Source organism: Enterobacter sp. 940_PEND, from assembly GCF_001059415.1.
Lineage (GTDB): Bacteria > Pseudomonadota > Gammaproteobacteria > Enterobacterales > Enterobacteriaceae > Enterobacter > Enterobacter cloacae_M.
Genome location: NZ_JUMS01000149.1, coordinates 34,747 through 49,868, shown reverse-complemented (window position 1 = coordinate 49,868; position 15,122 = coordinate 34,747). Strand labels below are relative to the sequence as shown.

The window sequence follows — 15,122 nt, the reverse complement described above, 5'->3', positions numbered from 1 at the left end:
TCACCGCCATATTTAAAGAAGAGCTCGCATGAAAATGCGGGCTTTTTTTTCGCATGTTGCACGCCTGCGGGGGATGAGATTCCCCGACCGGGTTCGACAACTGGCGACAACCAGTTGAACAGACTGTGAGTGCAGCGCGTCAACGTTCTCATAATGTTATACAGAACAATTCAACTATGTATCGTATACATCTAAAATCCAATAAATATATATTATATATAATAGACAACATATAGATAAGATAAATAATTTCAATTTACTTCGCTAGACACTTTCACGAATAGGTAGTATGTTGATGTACTAATAGCCTCCTTAAGATATTTTGACACGCTTAGCACTCCCTTGAATATAATACGTCAATCCGGAGATTTAGATGAAACAGCAATTATTAAGCTTGACTCCTGTTAAACTCCAGGAGGTAGATAACATTAGCATGGGTGTTTTACCAAATGGTGAAACATTCCTATCATTACAAGGCGTAGCAAAATTCTGCGGGCTAGCCCCAAGCTCTATAATACAATTAGCTCAGGATTGGTCTTCAGGTGATGCTCAAATACGTAGTAGAGGTCAACAACTTACTGAGTTAATAAAGGAGTGGACTGAATCTTCAATTGTACCCGATAGCTTATATGTTGAGTTAGATAGTAAAAACTCCATTACAGGAGTCATTCACGCCGTCCCAGAGCAAATTGTGATGGCAATAACTGACTATTATGCTCATTATGCTCCAACGACAAAACAAGAAGCTATCACTAATTATAGAAAAGCAGCAAAGCTTGGACTAAGAAATTATATATACGAAAGATTAAATTATAGTGAAAAGGATTTAATAGCGCAGAGCTGGAGTTTATTCCAAGAAAGAGTACTTAATAATGAATGCCCCAAAGGATATTTTACCATGTTTGATGAAGCAACGACAGTAATTGCTTCATTAATTCGCAATAATATTGCCGTAGATGATTCAATTATGCCTGATGGAAGCTTAGGTATTCACTGGGCAAAATATTGGAAATCTGAGAACCTCTCAATTCGATATGGTGAAAGAATAAAAATACACCACAAATATCCAGAATCTTATAGGCAATTAGATCCAGAGGTAAATGCCTATCCCTTAAGTGCAATCTCTGATTTTAGGTTATGGTTCCAAAATGTTTACCTTCCTGAAAAATATCCTAGTTATATCAAAAACAAAGTTAAGGATGGGAAGATCACATCAGAAGCGATGCCAATATTACTAACCGCAGTGATGCCTCCAGAGGTTTCTACTAAAAGATTAAATTAATTTACTTCAAGGAAGTATTTATTCAGGGTATATTACTTTTTATAAAAGCACAAAAAAACAAAGCCCGGTTTCCCGGGCCTTGAACACAACAGCAAACTCAGTAATACGCCTGCAGCGTGCGCTGACAGAGCGCTGAACGCACGCAGTCCTCTTTGGTGAAGCGTACCACCCCAATCATCTCATCTTCCTCAAAACGTGACATGGCGTCGCTCAGCCCGGATTTCACGCCGGATGGCAGGTCACACTGGGTAATATCGCCGTTAACGATAACCGTCACGTTCTCCCCGAGGCGCGTTAAAAACATCTTCATTTGCGCAGCGGTCACGTTCTGAGCCTCGTCAAGAATGACGACCGCATTTTCAAATGTACGTCCGCGCATATAGGCGAACGGCGCGATTTCCACCTTGCCAATCTCTGGTCGCAGGCAGTACTGCATAAAGGATGCACCCAGTCGCTTCACCAGCACGTCATAGACGGGCCTGAAGTACGGAGCAAACTTCTCCGAAATATCTCCGGGCAGGAAGCCGAGATCTTCATCAGCCTGCAGTACAGGACGGGTAACAATAATGCGCTCCACGTCCTTATGAATCAGCGCCTCCGCCGCTTTGGCTGCACTAATCCAGGTTTTCCCGCATCCGGCTTCACCGGTTGCAAAGATGAGCTGTTTACTCTCGATAGCATTCAGGTAGTGCGCCTGAGCCTCATTGCGCGCCACAATTGGAGAATTATCACGGCTGTCTCGGGCCATGCCAATTGCTTCTACGCCACTCATCTGCACAAGCGAGGTGACCGATTCTTCTTCACGCTGTTTATGGCTACGTGAATCCCGTCTCAGCACACGTTTTGCTTCGCGACGAGCTTTGATCACTGCTTTTTGTCTTCCCATGGATAGCACCTTGAGTTGTTGGTATTCATCACACGCGCCAGCTTCGGCACGATTATGCGCACGAACATCAGAGGGTTGGCTTCCTTGTAAGCCATTGCTTGCTTTATCGGATAACGATACGGAACAGCTACGCGCACCGTTCTGCACGTCGGTCGAATCAGATTCTTGAGGGAGGGGGGAGAATTTAGTGGTGAGGAAATCGCTGCCGGAGTCTGAGCCTCCGCGCCGGGTGCTGCGGTTGTTATGTTTACCTTGTCCAGTACAGGACGCAACCATTCGCGATCTCCATAGTGATTCAGCATCACTGCCGGGAACTACCGCTGTCTTATCTTAAGTACATCAGGAGTTATCATAAATGCAACATTTATTTTACCTGAGTGCAACTTTTAAGACTGTCCCTACAGGTGAAATCAGTCTCATATAGAAATATTACAGAAATATAACAGGAGGATAGTCATATGAAAAAATAATGTCCCCGCGAACGGTTGCGGGGACAATTATCAGGCTTCAATAAGACCTTGAGCGAGGTACGCGTTCCGATCGCGCACGCCCGGCAGGGCAAAGAAATAGCCGCCGCCGATAGGCTTAATGTACTCTTCCAGCGCTTCGCCGTTGAGCCGCTTCTGCACGGTCAGGAAGCCTTTTTCCAGATCGTGCTGATAGCAGACGAACAGCAGGCCCATATCAAGCTGACCGGCATTGGTCACGCCGAGCGAATAGCTGTATCCCCGACGCATCATCAGGCTGGACTGCGTCTCTTTGGTGCGCGGATTAGCCAGACGAATGTGGCTGTCCAGCGCGATGGTATCGCCATTGGGATCGCTGGCGTAGTCGGGCACGTCATGCTCGTTCTTCATGCCGAGCGGCGCGCCGCTTTGCTTATCGCGACCAAAGATCGTCTGCTGTTCTTTCAGCGGCGTGCGGTCCCAGAACTCCACGTGGAACTGGATAATCCGTACCGCCTGATAGCTGCCGCCCACCGCCCACGCCGGTTCGCCCTGATCCGCCGTCACCCATACCACGTCTTTCATCAACGCCGCATCGCTGCTGTCCGGGTTGGCCGTGCCGTCCTTAAAGCCCAGCAGGTTCACCGGCGTCTCTTTCCCTTTACTGCGGGCGGCGTGGTCCGAGATAAACCCTTCCCGCTTCCAGCGCACGCTCAGCAGATCCGGCGTGTGCTTGATGATATCGCGCAGGGCGTGGATCACCGTGTCCTGGGTATTGGCACAAATTTGCAGGAGCAGGTCGCCATGACACAGCGCCGCGTCCAGGGAGTCGTTCGGGAAACGCGTCATTTTCTGCAGCGCTTTCGGCTTCTGTTTTGTCAGCCCATAGCGGGCATCAAACAGCGACTCGCCGAGCGAAACGGTAATGGTCAGGTTATCCGGGGCGATAAACGGCCCCAGAATGCCGGAGTCCATTGGCGGCAGACGCGGGTTCGGCGTATCGGGTGCCGGTCCGCCCGCGGTGAGAAACGCGATGCGCGTCGTCAGCAGGCGGAACAGGCGCTCCAGATCGGCTTTATCGCTGGCCAGCGAATCAAAGGCCACCAGCATCATGGACGCCTGCTGCGGCGTCAGGATGCCCGACTGATGCTCGCCATAAAACGGCTGCGTCTCCATGCGGGCATTGGGTGACAGCGTGCCGGGCGCGCTTTGCGGTTTCGCCGCATGTCCAACAGGGCAGCCACCGGCCAGGGCAAGCGCGCCGCCCAGCGCCCCTACCCCTTTTAACAATCGACGACGTGAAGGCTCAACCACATCGTTCTCGCTATGCTTATTCATCGTGCTTAGTCCAGACCCAGTACGCCGCGCAGCAGAGAGAGATCTTCCGCCAGGGCGGTAATCGGGCCTTTCAGCGCGTTACGGTCGGCATCGGTCAGCTTGTCGTAGGTTTCAAACCCGTCTTTAGTCCGGTACTTCGCCAGAATGGTGTCGACTTTTTTGAAGTTGGCATCCACTTTGGCCAGCAGTTCGCCGTTCTCTTTCTGCAGCTGAGGACGCAGCAGGTTAACAATTTTCTGCGCGCCGTCGACGTTGGCCTGGAAGTCCCACAGATCGGTATGGCTGTAGCGATCTTCTTCGCCGCTGATTTTGCTCGCGGCCACTTCTTCAATCAGGCCGGCCGCGCCGCCCACCACTTTTGACGGCGGGAAGGCCAGCTCGCTGATGCGCTTTTGCAGCTCCAGCACGTCGCCATTCAGCTGCTCGGCGTATTTTTCCATCCCTTTGGTAGAGTTGTCGCCAAACAGGGCTTTTTCCAGACGGTGGAAACCGGTGAATTTCGGATCGGCGGCTTTCTGCTCGTAATCATCTTCGCGGGCATCAATGCTGCCATCAAGGTCCGAGAACAGTTCGGCAATCGGCTCGATGCGCTCGTAGTGCTGACGGGTTGGCGCATAGAGGGATTTCGCTTTTTCGATGTCACCGGCCTTCACCGCATCGGTAAAGGCTTTGGTTGCCGCCGCCAGGTCCGCCGTCTCTTTCGTGACATAGGCTTTATACGCCGTAATCGCGTCGCCCAGGCTCAGCACCGCAGCGCCTTTCACCGCATTGGCCGTCGCTTCACCTTTGACGATCAGCTTCCCTTTAGGGTTGGTCAGCAGACCGCAGGTCATCTCATACTCGCCCGGCTGCAGGTTGGCGGTCATCTTCTGGCTGAAGCCAGGGGCGATGTTTTCGCGCTCCTCCACCACCAGAACCCCTTTCAGGATCTCCCACTCCAGCGCCTTCTGGCTGTGGTTCTGAATAATGAACTGGGTTTTGCCGCTGTTCACCGTGAGGGTCATCGGCTCACACTGCTTATCATTGACGGTGACTTTAACCTGAGGAACATCCGCGCCCCAGGCGGAGAATGCAGAAGCGAACAGCGCGGCAATGCCTGCGCATAACGCACTACGACGGAACTGAATTGCCATGACTCTTCCCTTTATAAGTATGTTGTAACTAAATAAAAGATTACGGCGCAACGCGCGACGCCTGCGTGCCGGTACGCGGCGGCATTGCGAACAGCACCAGCGCCGGAACCAGATAGATAAAGTACATCGCCACTTCGCTGACGCTCGGCGTTTCCTGATAGCCGAAGATACCTTCGAGCAGGGTGCCGGTCAGAGAATGGGTGGAAAGCACGTTGCTGAGGTCAAACGCCACGTCCTGGAAATGGTTCCACAGGCCCGCCTCGTGGAAGGCGCGTATCGCCCCCGCCGCCAGCCCTGCCGCCACCAGCAGAATAAACAGGCTGGTCCACTTGAAGAAGGCGCCCAGGTTCAGGCGGATACCGCCCCAGTAGAGCAGGAAACCGAGCACCACGGCCGTGGCGAGGCCAAGCATGGCACCCAGCGGCGGCCAGATCCCCACATCCTGCTGAAACGCCGCCAGCAGGAAGAAAACGGATTCCAGGCCTTCACGCGCGACGGCGAAAAAGACCATCATAATGAGCGCCCAGCCGTGGTTATTGCCCTTTTGCAGCGCGTTATCCACCGCCTGCTCCAGCTGCACCTTCACGTTGCGCGAGACTTTACGCATCCAGAACACCATCCAGGTAAGGATCACCACCGCAATTACGGCGACGATCCCCTCAAACAGCTCCTGCTCTTTCTGCGGGAACTCCCCGGTGGTTTCGTTGATGAGGATACCGAGGCCCAGACAGAGCGCCGCGGCAAGGAATACCCCGACCCACATGACGCCAATCCAGCGTCCGCGCTGGGTTCGCTTCAGATAACTGGCGATGAGGCTCACGATGAGGGCAGCTTCGAGCCCTTCACGTAACATAATGAGAAATGGAACAAACATGCCGACACCTTAAATGTTTATCGCGGTCAACTGATGCAAAGAAAGGTAAATTCTTGTGATAGTGATTATCATTACGGCGAAAAGAAACACAAGCGAAATGTGTGGTGTTTTGATGACGAGTTGTAAACGCAAAGCCTGTTAATAGTTGCCGACGTTACCGTTAAGTTTATAAGTTATAATAAAATTGCCCATTTACGGTTAACCAGCGCTGTGGCTAAATATCCTTCTCAAAAACCAACTGAAAATAAACCATGTTTAAGATTGTCCATTTCCTGCTGGCGCTGGTGATTATTCTTGCGCTCGCCTGGCTGGTGAGTTTCGACCGCCGAAAAATTCGCATTCGTTATGTTTTACAGCTTATTGTCATTGAGATTGCCCTGGCGTTCTTTTTCCTGCACGCCGAAAGCGGGTTATTCCTGATTAAATACGTCTCGGGATTTTTTGAGTCACTGCTTAAATTTGCCGGTGAAGGGACCAATTTCGTCTTTGGCGGAATGGGGGAAAAAGGGCTGGCGTTCATTTTCCTCGGCGTGCTTTGCCCAATTATTTTTATTTCCGCGCTGATTGGTATTCTTCAGCACTGGCGGATCCTGCCGATTTTTATTCGGGTCATCGGCACGCTGCTGTCAAAACTGAACGGTATGGGCAAGCTGGAATCCTTTAACGCGGTGAGCTCGCTGATCCTCGGCCAGTCGGAAAACTTCATTGCCTACAAAGGCGTGCTGGGCGATCTCTCCTCTCGTCGTCTCTTCACCATGGCGGCCACGGCAATGTCGACGGTCTCCCTGTCGATTGTCGGCGCCTATATGACCATGCTCGACGCCAAATTTGTCGTCGCGGCGCTGATTCTGAACATGTTCAGCACCTTTATTATTCTCTCCGTTATCAACCCGGCGCGCCCGGAAGCGGAGCCGGATATCAAGCTGGAAAAACTGCATGAATCGCAGAGCTTCTTCGAAATGCTCGGCGAGTATATTCTGGCCGGTTTTAAGGTGGCGATGATTATTCTGGCCATGCTGATTGGCTTTATCGCGCTTATTAGCGCCGTTAACGCCCTCTTCTCCAGCGTATTTGGCATGAGTTTCCAGCAGATTTTGGGCTATGTGTTTTATCCGCTGGCATGGCTTATTGGTATTCCGCTGAGTGATGCCTTAAACGCGGGCAGTATTATGGCGACCAAGCTGGTGGCGAATGAATTTGTGGCGATGATTGAGCTGCAAAAAATCTCGCATCAGATGTCCCCTCGCGGGCTGGGCATCTTATCCGTCTTCCTGGTGTCCTTCGCGAACTTCGCGTCCATCGGCATTGTGGCGGGGGCGATTAAGGGCCTGAACGAGCAGCAGGGGAACGTGGTGTCGCGGTTTGGTCTGCGTCTGGTGTACGGCGCGACGCTGGTGAGCCTGCTGTCGGCGAGCTTTGCGGGGTTGGTGTTGTAAGTGTTTTTGCCCGGCGGCGCTTCGCTTGCACGGGCCTACGATACAGCAACGGCGGGATTTCCCGCCGTTTTTATTAGAACTGCACGCACACCGGCTGGTCGACGCGCATCACCGACTCCTGCGCGAAGCGTGATTTATAAATCCCGCGCAACGCTTCGATGTTCTTCTCGCTCAGCGCATCTTTACCGTGGATCAGCATTAATGCTTTGCTGGGTTCGCGCGCCACTTTCCCATCGTTCCCCAGCCACTGCCCGCGCGCGTCAAACACCGTTAAGCCATCGCGGAAACGCGGCGTCACGTCCTGGTCAACAAACTGCTGCCACTCGTTGCTGGTAATCTGCGCCCCGGCAGGACGATTTAAGCCGAAATAGAGCGTGGTTTGCTGCATCTGGTTATCCGCTTTGCAGGTCTCTACCGCCGCCTGCTGCGATGGCGCCGTGCAGCCAGCGAGCATCAATAATGCTGCTGCCATTACCCCTGTTTTGATTGTCATGCTTCGCTATCCTCATTGTTATAAGCACATGGATATCACAGGAAATGACGGATTTTGGCAAGAAAAAAGCCGGGTGCGCTTGCGCTCACCCGGCCTGCATTGTGCAGCGAGAATAATTATTCTGCCTGGAGCTTAGACGGCGGCGCAGTGTGGTAATGCGCGTCGGCTTCAGCAAAGCGTTTCTGCATGGAGGCAGACGGGGCTTTACCCAGCAGGCTGAACACCACGATGCCGATGCTGCCGAAGATGAAGCCCGGAATGATTTCGTACAGGCCCAGCCATGCGAACTGTTTCCAGACGATAACGGTCACCGCACCAATGATCATCCCCGCCAGCGCGCCGTTACGGGTCATACGTGACCACATGACGGAGAACAGCACTACCGGACCAAACGCAGCACCGAAGCCCGCCCACGCGTAGCTCACGAGGCCCAGCACGCGGTTTTCCGGGTTGGCCGCCAGCGCGATGGCAATCAACGCCACCAGCAGCACCATAAAGCGTCCTACCCACACCAGCTCTTTCTGGCTCGCGTTTTTACGCAGAAAGGCTTTGTAAAGGTCTTCGGTGATCGCACTGGAGCAGACCAGCAGCTGGCAGCTCAGGGTAGACATCACCGCCGCCAGGATTGCGGAGAGCAGAATACCGGCAATCCACGGGTTAAACAGAATTTGCGCCAGCTCGATGAACACGCGCTCGGCGTTCTGGTTGACCGCGCCCGCCTGCGCCGGGTTGTTGTTGAAGTACGCGATGCCGAAGAAGCCGACCGCACACGCGCCTGCCAGACACAGGATCATCCACGTCATACTGATGCGACGGGCATGAACGATGGTGTGGTGAGAATCCGCCGCCATAAAGCGCGCCAGGATATGCGGCTGACCGAAGTAGCCCAGGCCCCAGCCCATCAGGGAGACGATGGCCACGAAGTTCAGCCCTTTCAGCATGTCGACGTTTTCAATGCTCTTCTGCTTGATCACTTCCAGCGATTCGCCAAAGCCGCCAACGGTGAAAATCACAATCACCGGGGTCAGGATCAGGGCGAAGATCATCAGGCTCGCCTGCACGGTGTCGGTCCAGCTTACCGCCAGGAACCCGCCCACGAAGGTATAGAGGATGGTCGCCGCCGCACCGGCCCACAGGGCGGTTTCGTAGCTCATGCCGAAAGTGCTTTCGAACAGACGCGCGCCGGCCACGATGCCGGAGGCGCAGTAGATGGTGAAGAACAGCAGGATAACTACCGCAGAGATAATGCGCAGGATGCGGCTGTTATCTTCGAAGCGTCCGGTGAAGTAATCCGGCAGCGTCAGGGCGTTGTTGTTGGCCTCGGTATGCACGCGCAGACGGCCTGCCACCAGCTTCCAGTTGATCCACGCGCCGACGGTCAGGCCGATGGCGATCCAGCTTTCAGAGATACCGGAGATAAAAATCGCGCCGGGCAGCCCCATCAGCAGCCAGCCGCTCATGTCGGAGGCGCCCGCAGAGAGTGCGGTCACCATTGGGCCTAAACTGCGTCCGCCCAGAATGTAGTCGTCAAAGTTCTTTGTAGAACGCCACGCCAAAAACCCTATCAGGATCATGCCAAAAATATAAACGAGAAATGTCACCAGCATCGGTGTGCTAATAGCCATTCAAATTCTCCAAAATGTCGAGCGACAACCATCCGGGCTGCCTTGTTATATGATCACCGGAACGAGGTGAATGTATCTTGTGTTTCGGTTGGGCGCGCTATCCTGCCGTATGCGCCTTCCGCTGACAAACGATTTAACACTGCATTTACATCAATTTCATCCCCGGTTTGATACGAGTTTCCTATAGGTTGCACTCGCTCACGCTTTTACGGGTTGCACCTTTGAAAAGTGTTAACTACCGCATAAAACCAGGCTTCCCGCACAAAAGCCAGCGCGTTTTCCCAGCTAACCATTCGTTAACAATCCATTCATTTTCCGGGTTGCAAACCAGGTCACATTTAACAGGGTTGCACAAAGTTGCAACATAGGGGATATTTCACGCTATCTACAGAACGCTATTACAGAACAACAGGAGCTTTGGCATGGGTATGACCACCATGGGGGTTAAGCTGGATGACGCAACCCGCGAACGGATTAAGACCGCAGCAACCCGCATTGACCGCACGCCGCACTGGTTAATCAAGCAGGCGATTTTTAACTATCTCGAAAGACTCGAGAGCGATGAGGGCCTGCCGGAGCTGCCTGCCCTGCTGGCCGGCGCGGCGAATGAAAGCGAAGAAGCCCCGGCCGCTGGCGACGAGAACCATCAGCCGTTCCTTGAATTTGCCGAGCAGATCCTGCCGCAGTCCGTCAGCCGTGCCGCCATTACCGGCGCCTACCGCCGTGCCGAAACCGACGCCGTGCCGATGCTGCTGGAGCAGGCCCGCCTGCCGGAAGCCATTGCCGCACAGGCGCACAGCCTGGCGTATCAGTTAGCCGACAAGCTGCGCAACCAGAAAACCGCCACCGGCCGCGCCGGGATGGTTCAGGGTCTGCTGCAGGAGTTTTCCCTCTCCTCTCAGGAAGGCGTGGCGCTGATGTGTCTGGCGGAAGCGCTGCTGCGTATTCCGGATAAAGCCACCCGCGACGCGCTGATCCGCGACAAGATCAGCAACGGCAACTGGCATTCCCATATTGGCCGTAGCCCGTCGCTGTTCGTCAACGCCGCCACCTGGGGCCTGCTGTTTACCGGCAAACTGGTCTCCACCCATAACGAAGCCAACCTCTCCCGCTCTCTGAACCGCATCATCGGCAAGAGCGGCGAGCCGCTGATCCGCAAAGGCGTGGACATGGCGATGCGCCTGATGGGCGAGCAGTTTGTCACCGGGGAAACCATTGCCGAAGCGCTGGCGAACGCCCGCAAGCTGGAAGATAAAGGTTTCCGCTACTCGTACGACATGCTGGGCGAAGCGGCCCTGACCGCCGCCGACGCGCAGGCCTACATGGTCTCTTACCAGCAGGCGATCCACGCCATCGGTAAAGCGTCCAACGGTCGCGGTATTTATGAAGGCCCGGGCATCTCTATCAAGCTTTCTGCCCTGCACCCGCGCTACAGCCGCGCGCAGTACGACCGTGTGATGGAAGAACTCTACCCGCGCCTGAAGTCCCTGACCCTGCTGGCGCGCCAGTATGACATCGGCATTAACATCGACGCCGAAGAGGCCGACCGTCTGGAGATCTCCCTCGATCTGCTGGAAAAACTGTGCTTCGAGCCGGAGCTGGCAGGCTGGAACGGCATCGGCTTCGTTATCCAGGCCTACCAGAAGCGCTGCCCGTTCGTCATTGATTACCTGATTGACCTGGCAAGCCGCAGCCGCCGTCGCCTGATGATCCGTCTGGTGAAAGGCGCCTACTGGGACAGCGAAATCAAACGCGCCCAGATGGAAGGGCTGGAAGGCTATCCGGTCTATACCCGCAAGGTATACACCGACGTCTCTTACCTCGCCTGTGCGAAAAAGCTGCTCGGCGTGCCGAACCTGATCTATCCGCAGTTCGCTACCCACAACGCCCACACCCTGGCGGCGATCTACAGCCTGGCCGGGCAAAACTACTACCCGGGCCAGTACGAGTTCCAGTGCCTGCACGGCATGGGTGAACCGCTGTACGAGCAGGTCACCGGTAAAGTGGCGGACGGCAAGCTGAACCGCCCATGCCGAATCTATGCTCCGGTGGGAACGCACGAAACCCTGCTGGCGTACCTGGTGCGTCGTCTGCTGGAAAACGGCGCGAACACCTCCTTCGTTAACCGCATCGCCGACACCACGCTGCCGCTGGACGAGCTGGTGGCCGATCCGGTGCAGGCCGTTGAGAAGATGGCGGCGCAGGAAGGCCAGGTTGGCCTGCCGCATCCGAAGATTGCCCTGCCGCGCGAGCTGTACGGCAAAGGCCGCGTCAACTCGGCGGGTCTGGATCTCGCCAACGAACACCGTCTGGCGTCCCTCTCCTCTGCCCTGCTCAACAGCGCGCTGCAGAAGTGGCAGGCCAAACCGATGCTGGAGCAGCCCGTTGCAGACGGCGAAATGCAGCCGGTGATCAACCCGGCCGAGCCGAAGGATATCGTCGGCTACGCGCGTGAAGCGACCGAAGCGGAAGTGGATCAGGCGCTGGACAGCGCGGTGAACAACGCCCCTATCTGGTTTGCCACGCCGCCGCAGGAGCGCGCAGCGATTCTGGGGCGTGCGGCGGTGCTGATGGAAGATCAGATGCAGTCGCTCATCGGCATTCTGGTGCGCGAGGCGGGTAAAACCTTCAGCAACGCGATTGCCGAAGTGCGCGAGGCCGTCGACTTCCTGCACTACTACGCCGGTCAGGTGCGCGATGATTTCGATAACGAAACCCACCGTCCGCTCGGCCCGGTAGTCTGTATCAGCCCGTGGAACTTCCCGCTGGCGATCTTCACCGGCCAGATTGCCGCCGCGCTGGCCGCAGGCAACAGCGTGCTGGCAAAACCGGCAGAGCAGACCCCGCTGATTGCCGCGCAGGGCATCAACATTCTTCTGGAAGCCGGCGTGCCGGCGGGCGTGGTTCAGCTGCTGCCGGGCCGTGGTGAAACGGTCGGTGCCAAACTGACCTCCGACAACCGCGTGCGCGGCGTGATGTTTACCGGTTCGACCGAAGTGGCGTCGCTGCTGCAGCGCAACATTGCCACCCGTCTGGATGCGCAGGGCCGTCCTACGCCGCTCATCGCGGAAACCGGCGGGATGAACGCCATGATCGTTGACTCCTCCGCGCTCACAGAGCAGGTGGTGGTCGACGTGCTGGCCTCCGCGTTCGACAGCGCCGGTCAGCGCTGCTCCGCCCTGCGCGTGCTGTGCCTGCAGGACGACGTGGCGGACCACACGCTGAAGATGCTGCGCGGCGCGATGGCCGAATGCCGCATGGGCAACCCGGGCCGTCTCACCACCGACATCGGGCCGGTGATCGACGCGGAAGCCAAAGCCAACATCGAAAACCACATTCAGACCATGCGCGCGAAAGGCCGTCCGGTGTTCCAGGCGGTGCGCGAGAACAGCGAAGATGCCCGCGAATGGCGGACCGGCACCTTTGTGCCGCCAACGCTGATTGAGCTGGCAAGCTTCGACGAGCTGAAAAAAGAGGTCTTCGGCCCGGTGCTGCACGTGGTGCGCTACAACCGTAACAACCTGAACGAGCTGGTTGAGCAGATCAACGCCTCCGGCTATGGCCTGACGCTCGGCGTGCATACCCGTATCGACGAGACTATCGCGCAGGTGACCGGCAGCGCCAAAGTGGGCAACCTGTACGTCAACCGCAACATGGTCGGCGCGGTCGTGGGCGTGCAGCCGTTCGGCGGCGAAGGCCTTTCCGGCACCGGTCCGAAAGCGGGCGGTCCGCTCTACCTGTACCGTCTGCTGGCGAACCGTCCGGAGAACGCCCTGGGCGTCACCCTGGCACGCCAGGATGCGGACTATCCGGTGGATGCGCAGCTGAAAACCGTGCTGACCCAGCCGCTGGAGGCGCTGATCGCCTGGGCGGAAAAACGCCCTGAACTGCGTGCCGTCGCGAAGCAGTACGGCGAGCTGGCGCAGGCGGGCACGCAGCGTCTGCTGCCGGGTCCAACCGGCGAGCGCAACACCTGGACGCTGATGCCGCGCGAGCGCGTGCTGTGCGTGGCCGATAACGAGCAGGACGCGCTGGTGCAGCTGGCCGCCGCCATGGCAACCGGCTGTGAAGTGCTGTGGCCGGAAGATGCCCTGCATCGCGATCTCGCCAAACAGCTGCCGAAGGCGGTCTCGGCCCGCATTCGCTTCGCGAAAGCCGATAACCTGCTAACCCAGCCGTTTGATGCGGTGATCTACCACGGTGATTCCGATCAGCTGCGTGAACTCTGCGAGCAGGTGGCGGCCCGCAGCGGTGCCATCGTTTCCGTGCAGGGCTTTGCGCGCGGGGAAACCAACCTGCTGCTGGAGCGTCTGTACGTGGAGCGCTCGCTCAGCGTCAACACGGCGGCGGCAGGCGGTAACGCCAGCCTGATGACAATAGGCTAACGCTGTGCTAATAAGGCTCCGGAGACGGAGCCTTATTTTATTGGGGAGTATATGAAACGATATCTTATCGCCAGTGCAGCACTGCTAATGAGCGCCAGCGCGCTGGCCGACGAGTGCGACAAAGCGACCACCCAGCTTGAGCTGAATACCTGTAGCGCGCAGCAGTACCAGGCTGCCGATAAAAAGCTCAACCAGACCTATCAGGCCGCCGTTAAGCGTGCGGTAGCGCCCCAGCGCGACCTGCTGAAAAAAGCGCAGCAGGCGTGGATTACCCTGCGCGATGCGGACTGCGCGTTTATCGGTTCGGGGACGGAAGGCGGGAGCGTCCAGCCAATGATTGTTAACCAGTGCCTGGCGGAAAAAACCGTGGAGCGCGAAGCGTTTCTGGCCTCGCTGATGCAGTGTGAAGAGGGCGACTTAAGCTGCCCTCTCCCGCCGGGAAACTAGCGCAGGCGGATCCCTTCGATAATCATCCGCTGCACGTTCTCCAGGGTGCTGTGGAAAAACGCCTCGTCCTGGAGCGTTTTACCGGTCACCGCCTCAACCTGGGCCGCAAAGTCAGCGTAATGCTGGGTGGAGGCCCAAATCATAAAGATCAGATGATGCGGGTCGACCGGGGCCAGCTTTCCGCTGGCGACCCATCCGGCAATAATGGCCGACTTATCGTCCACCAGCTGTTTTAAATCTCCGGTTAATTCCGCCTGCAGCAGCGGCGCGCCCTGCAGCATCTCAAGACAAAACAGTCGCGACGCCTGCGGGTAATCGCGCGACACCTCCAGCTTCAGGCGAATATACTCTTTGATCGCCACCAGCGGGGCCAGCTCTGCGCGGAACGCTTTGAGGGGCGCCAGCCAGATATCGAGGATCTGCTGCATCACCGCCACATAGAGCGCCTCTTTCGACGGGTAATAGTAAAGCAGATTGGTTTTGGATACGCCGGACTGCTCCGCCACCTGCTCCAGGCGCGTGCCGTGAATACCAAACTGCGAAAAAGTCTCCAGCGCCGCGCTGAGGATCGCCTGCTTCTTGGCGCTCACCGCCTGCGAACGTTTACCTGGTGTTTTCACTGCGCCTTGTGTCATTCCCGCTCTCCTTATTCTGCGTTGTCCTCAGCATAGCAAAACCCCCGTCTCCCCACGACACCCTGCACTCCGATCGCGCATGAATGCCTGTTTTCTGTGCAATGTTTTTGACCAGTTAGTCCACATTTAGCCGCATCAATCC

The 15,122-nt window shown here is 56.1% G+C and carries 11 protein-coding genes; 4 read left to right on the top strand and 7 right to left on the bottom strand.

What is annotated here, in order from left to right; genetic code table 11:
- Nucleotides 1-373 precede the first annotated feature (373 nt).
- Nucleotides 374-1,282 (top strand): hypothetical protein, encoded by a 909-nt coding sequence (locus tag ADJ24_RS21500; RefSeq protein WP_023311097.1) that lies wholly within the window; start codon nucleotides 374-376, stop codon nucleotides 1,280-1,282.
- Nucleotides 1,283-1,379: 97 nt separating this feature from the next.
- Here ADJ24_RS21500 and phoH read toward each other — a convergent pair whose 3' ends face one another.
- The 4 genes from phoH to efeU all read right to left on the bottom strand — a co-directional run bounded on the left by phoH (nucleotide 1,380) and on the right by efeU (nucleotide 5,959).
- A complete protein-coding gene (phoH, locus tag ADJ24_RS21495) occupies nucleotides 1,380-2,168 on the bottom strand; it encodes a phosphate starvation-inducible protein PhoH (protein ID WP_024908976.1) in 789 nt (262 codons plus the stop codon).
- Nucleotides 2,169-2,668: 500 nt separating this feature from the next.
- Nucleotides 2,669-3,952 carry an iron uptake transporter deferrochelatase/peroxidase subunit gene (gene efeB / locus ADJ24_RS21490; protein ID WP_023311095.1) on the bottom strand — a complete coding sequence of 428 codons (1,284 nt, stop codon included), beginning with the start codon at nucleotides 3,950-3,952 and terminating at the stop codon, nucleotides 2,669-2,671.
- Nucleotides 3,953-3,957: 5 nt separating this feature from the next.
- Entirely contained in the window at nucleotides 3,958-5,085 is a 1,128-nt protein-coding gene (gene efeO / locus ADJ24_RS21485) for an iron uptake system protein EfeO (RefSeq protein WP_023311094.1), read from the bottom strand.
- 40 nt (nucleotides 5,086-5,125) lie between these two features.
- The gene (efeU, locus tag ADJ24_RS21480) at nucleotides 5,126-5,959 is read right to left on the bottom strand and encodes an iron uptake transporter permease EfeU (RefSeq protein ID WP_023311093.1); all 834 of its coding nucleotides are present in this window, start codon (nucleotides 5,957-5,959) and stop codon (nucleotides 5,126-5,128) included.
- A gap of 251 nt (nucleotides 5,960-6,210) precedes the next feature.
- On the opposite strand from efeU, the gene ADJ24_RS21475 reads away from it, so the two are divergent.
- Complete coding sequence (locus ADJ24_RS21475) at nucleotides 6,211-7,395, top strand: NupC/NupG family nucleoside CNT transporter (RefSeq protein ID WP_023311092.1); 1,185 nt, start codon at nucleotides 6,211-6,213, stop codon at nucleotides 7,393-7,395.
- A gap of 73 nt (nucleotides 7,396-7,468) precedes the next feature.
- Here the strand turns inward: ADJ24_RS21475 and ADJ24_RS21470 are convergent, their stop codons facing one another.
- Nucleotides 7,469-7,888, bottom strand: coding sequence for a DUF3574 domain-containing protein (locus tag ADJ24_RS21470; RefSeq protein ID WP_023311091.1), 420 nt, complete (start codon nucleotides 7,886-7,888; stop codon nucleotides 7,469-7,471).
- A gap of 116 nt (nucleotides 7,889-8,004) precedes the next feature.
- Nucleotides 8,005-9,513, bottom strand: coding sequence for a sodium/proline symporter PutP (putP, locus tag ADJ24_RS21465; RefSeq protein WP_023311090.1), 1,509 nt, complete (start codon nucleotides 9,511-9,513; stop codon nucleotides 8,005-8,007).
- Between the two features lie 422 nt (nucleotides 9,514-9,935).
- On the opposite strand from putP, the gene putA reads away from it, so the two are divergent.
- Both putA and ADJ24_RS21455 read left to right on the top strand, forming a co-directional pair.
- Complete coding sequence (gene putA, locus ADJ24_RS21460; protein WP_023311089.1) at nucleotides 9,936-13,898, top strand: trifunctional transcriptional regulator/proline dehydrogenase/L-glutamate gamma-semialdehyde dehydrogenase; 3,963 nt, start codon at nucleotides 9,936-9,938, stop codon at nucleotides 13,896-13,898.
- A gap of 51 nt (nucleotides 13,899-13,949) precedes the next feature.
- Nucleotides 13,950-14,345, top strand: a complete 396-nt coding sequence (locus ADJ24_RS21455) for a lysozyme inhibitor LprI family protein (protein ID WP_032668166.1) — start codon at nucleotides 13,950-13,952, stop codon at nucleotides 14,343-14,345.
- Here the strand turns inward: ADJ24_RS21455 and rutR are convergent.
- The gene (rutR, locus tag ADJ24_RS21450) at nucleotides 14,342-14,980 is read right to left on the bottom strand and encodes an HTH-type transcriptional regulator RutR (protein ID WP_023311087.1); all 639 of its coding nucleotides are present in this window, start codon (nucleotides 14,978-14,980) and stop codon (nucleotides 14,342-14,344) included. The genes ADJ24_RS21455 and rutR overlap by 4 nt on opposite strands.
- Between the last annotated feature and the right edge of the window lie 142 nt (nucleotides 14,981-15,122).

Bases quoted from the DNA above. Each gene is read 5' to 3' on its own strand.
- ADJ24_RS21500 (WP_023311097.1), top strand. From the start codon at position 374: ATGAAACAGCAATTATTAAGCTTGACTCCTGTTAAACTCCAGGAGGTA.
- phoH (WP_024908976.1), bottom strand. From the start codon at position 2,168: ATGGGAAGACAAAAAGCAGTGATCAAAGCTCGTCGCGAAGCAAAACGT.
- efeB (WP_023311095.1), bottom strand. From the start codon at position 3,952: ATGAATAAGCATAGCGAGAACGATGTGGTTGAGCCTTCACGTCGTCGA.
- efeO (WP_023311094.1), bottom strand. From the start codon at position 5,085: ATGGCAATTCAGTTCCGTCGTAGTGCGTTATGCGCAGGCATTGCCGCG.
- efeU (WP_023311093.1), bottom strand. From the start codon at position 5,959: ATGTTTGTTCCATTTCTCATTATGTTACGTGAAGGGCTCGAAGCTGCC.
- ADJ24_RS21475 (WP_023311092.1), top strand. From the start codon at position 6,211: ATGTTTAAGATTGTCCATTTCCTGCTGGCGCTGGTGATTATTCTTGCG.
- ADJ24_RS21470 (WP_023311091.1), bottom strand. From the start codon at position 7,888: ATGACAATCAAAACAGGGGTAATGGCAGCAGCATTATTGATGCTCGCT.
- putP (WP_023311090.1), bottom strand. From the start codon at position 9,513: ATGGCTATTAGCACACCGATGCTGGTGACATTTCTCGTTTATATTTTT.
- putA (WP_023311089.1), top strand. From the start codon at position 9,936: ATGGGTATGACCACCATGGGGGTTAAGCTGGATGACGCAACCCGCGAA.
- ADJ24_RS21455 (WP_032668166.1), top strand. From the start codon at position 13,950: ATGAAACGATATCTTATCGCCAGTGCAGCACTGCTAATGAGCGCCAGC.
- rutR (WP_023311087.1), bottom strand. From the start codon at position 14,980: ATGACACAAGGCGCAGTGAAAACACCAGGTAAACGTTCGCAGGCGGTG.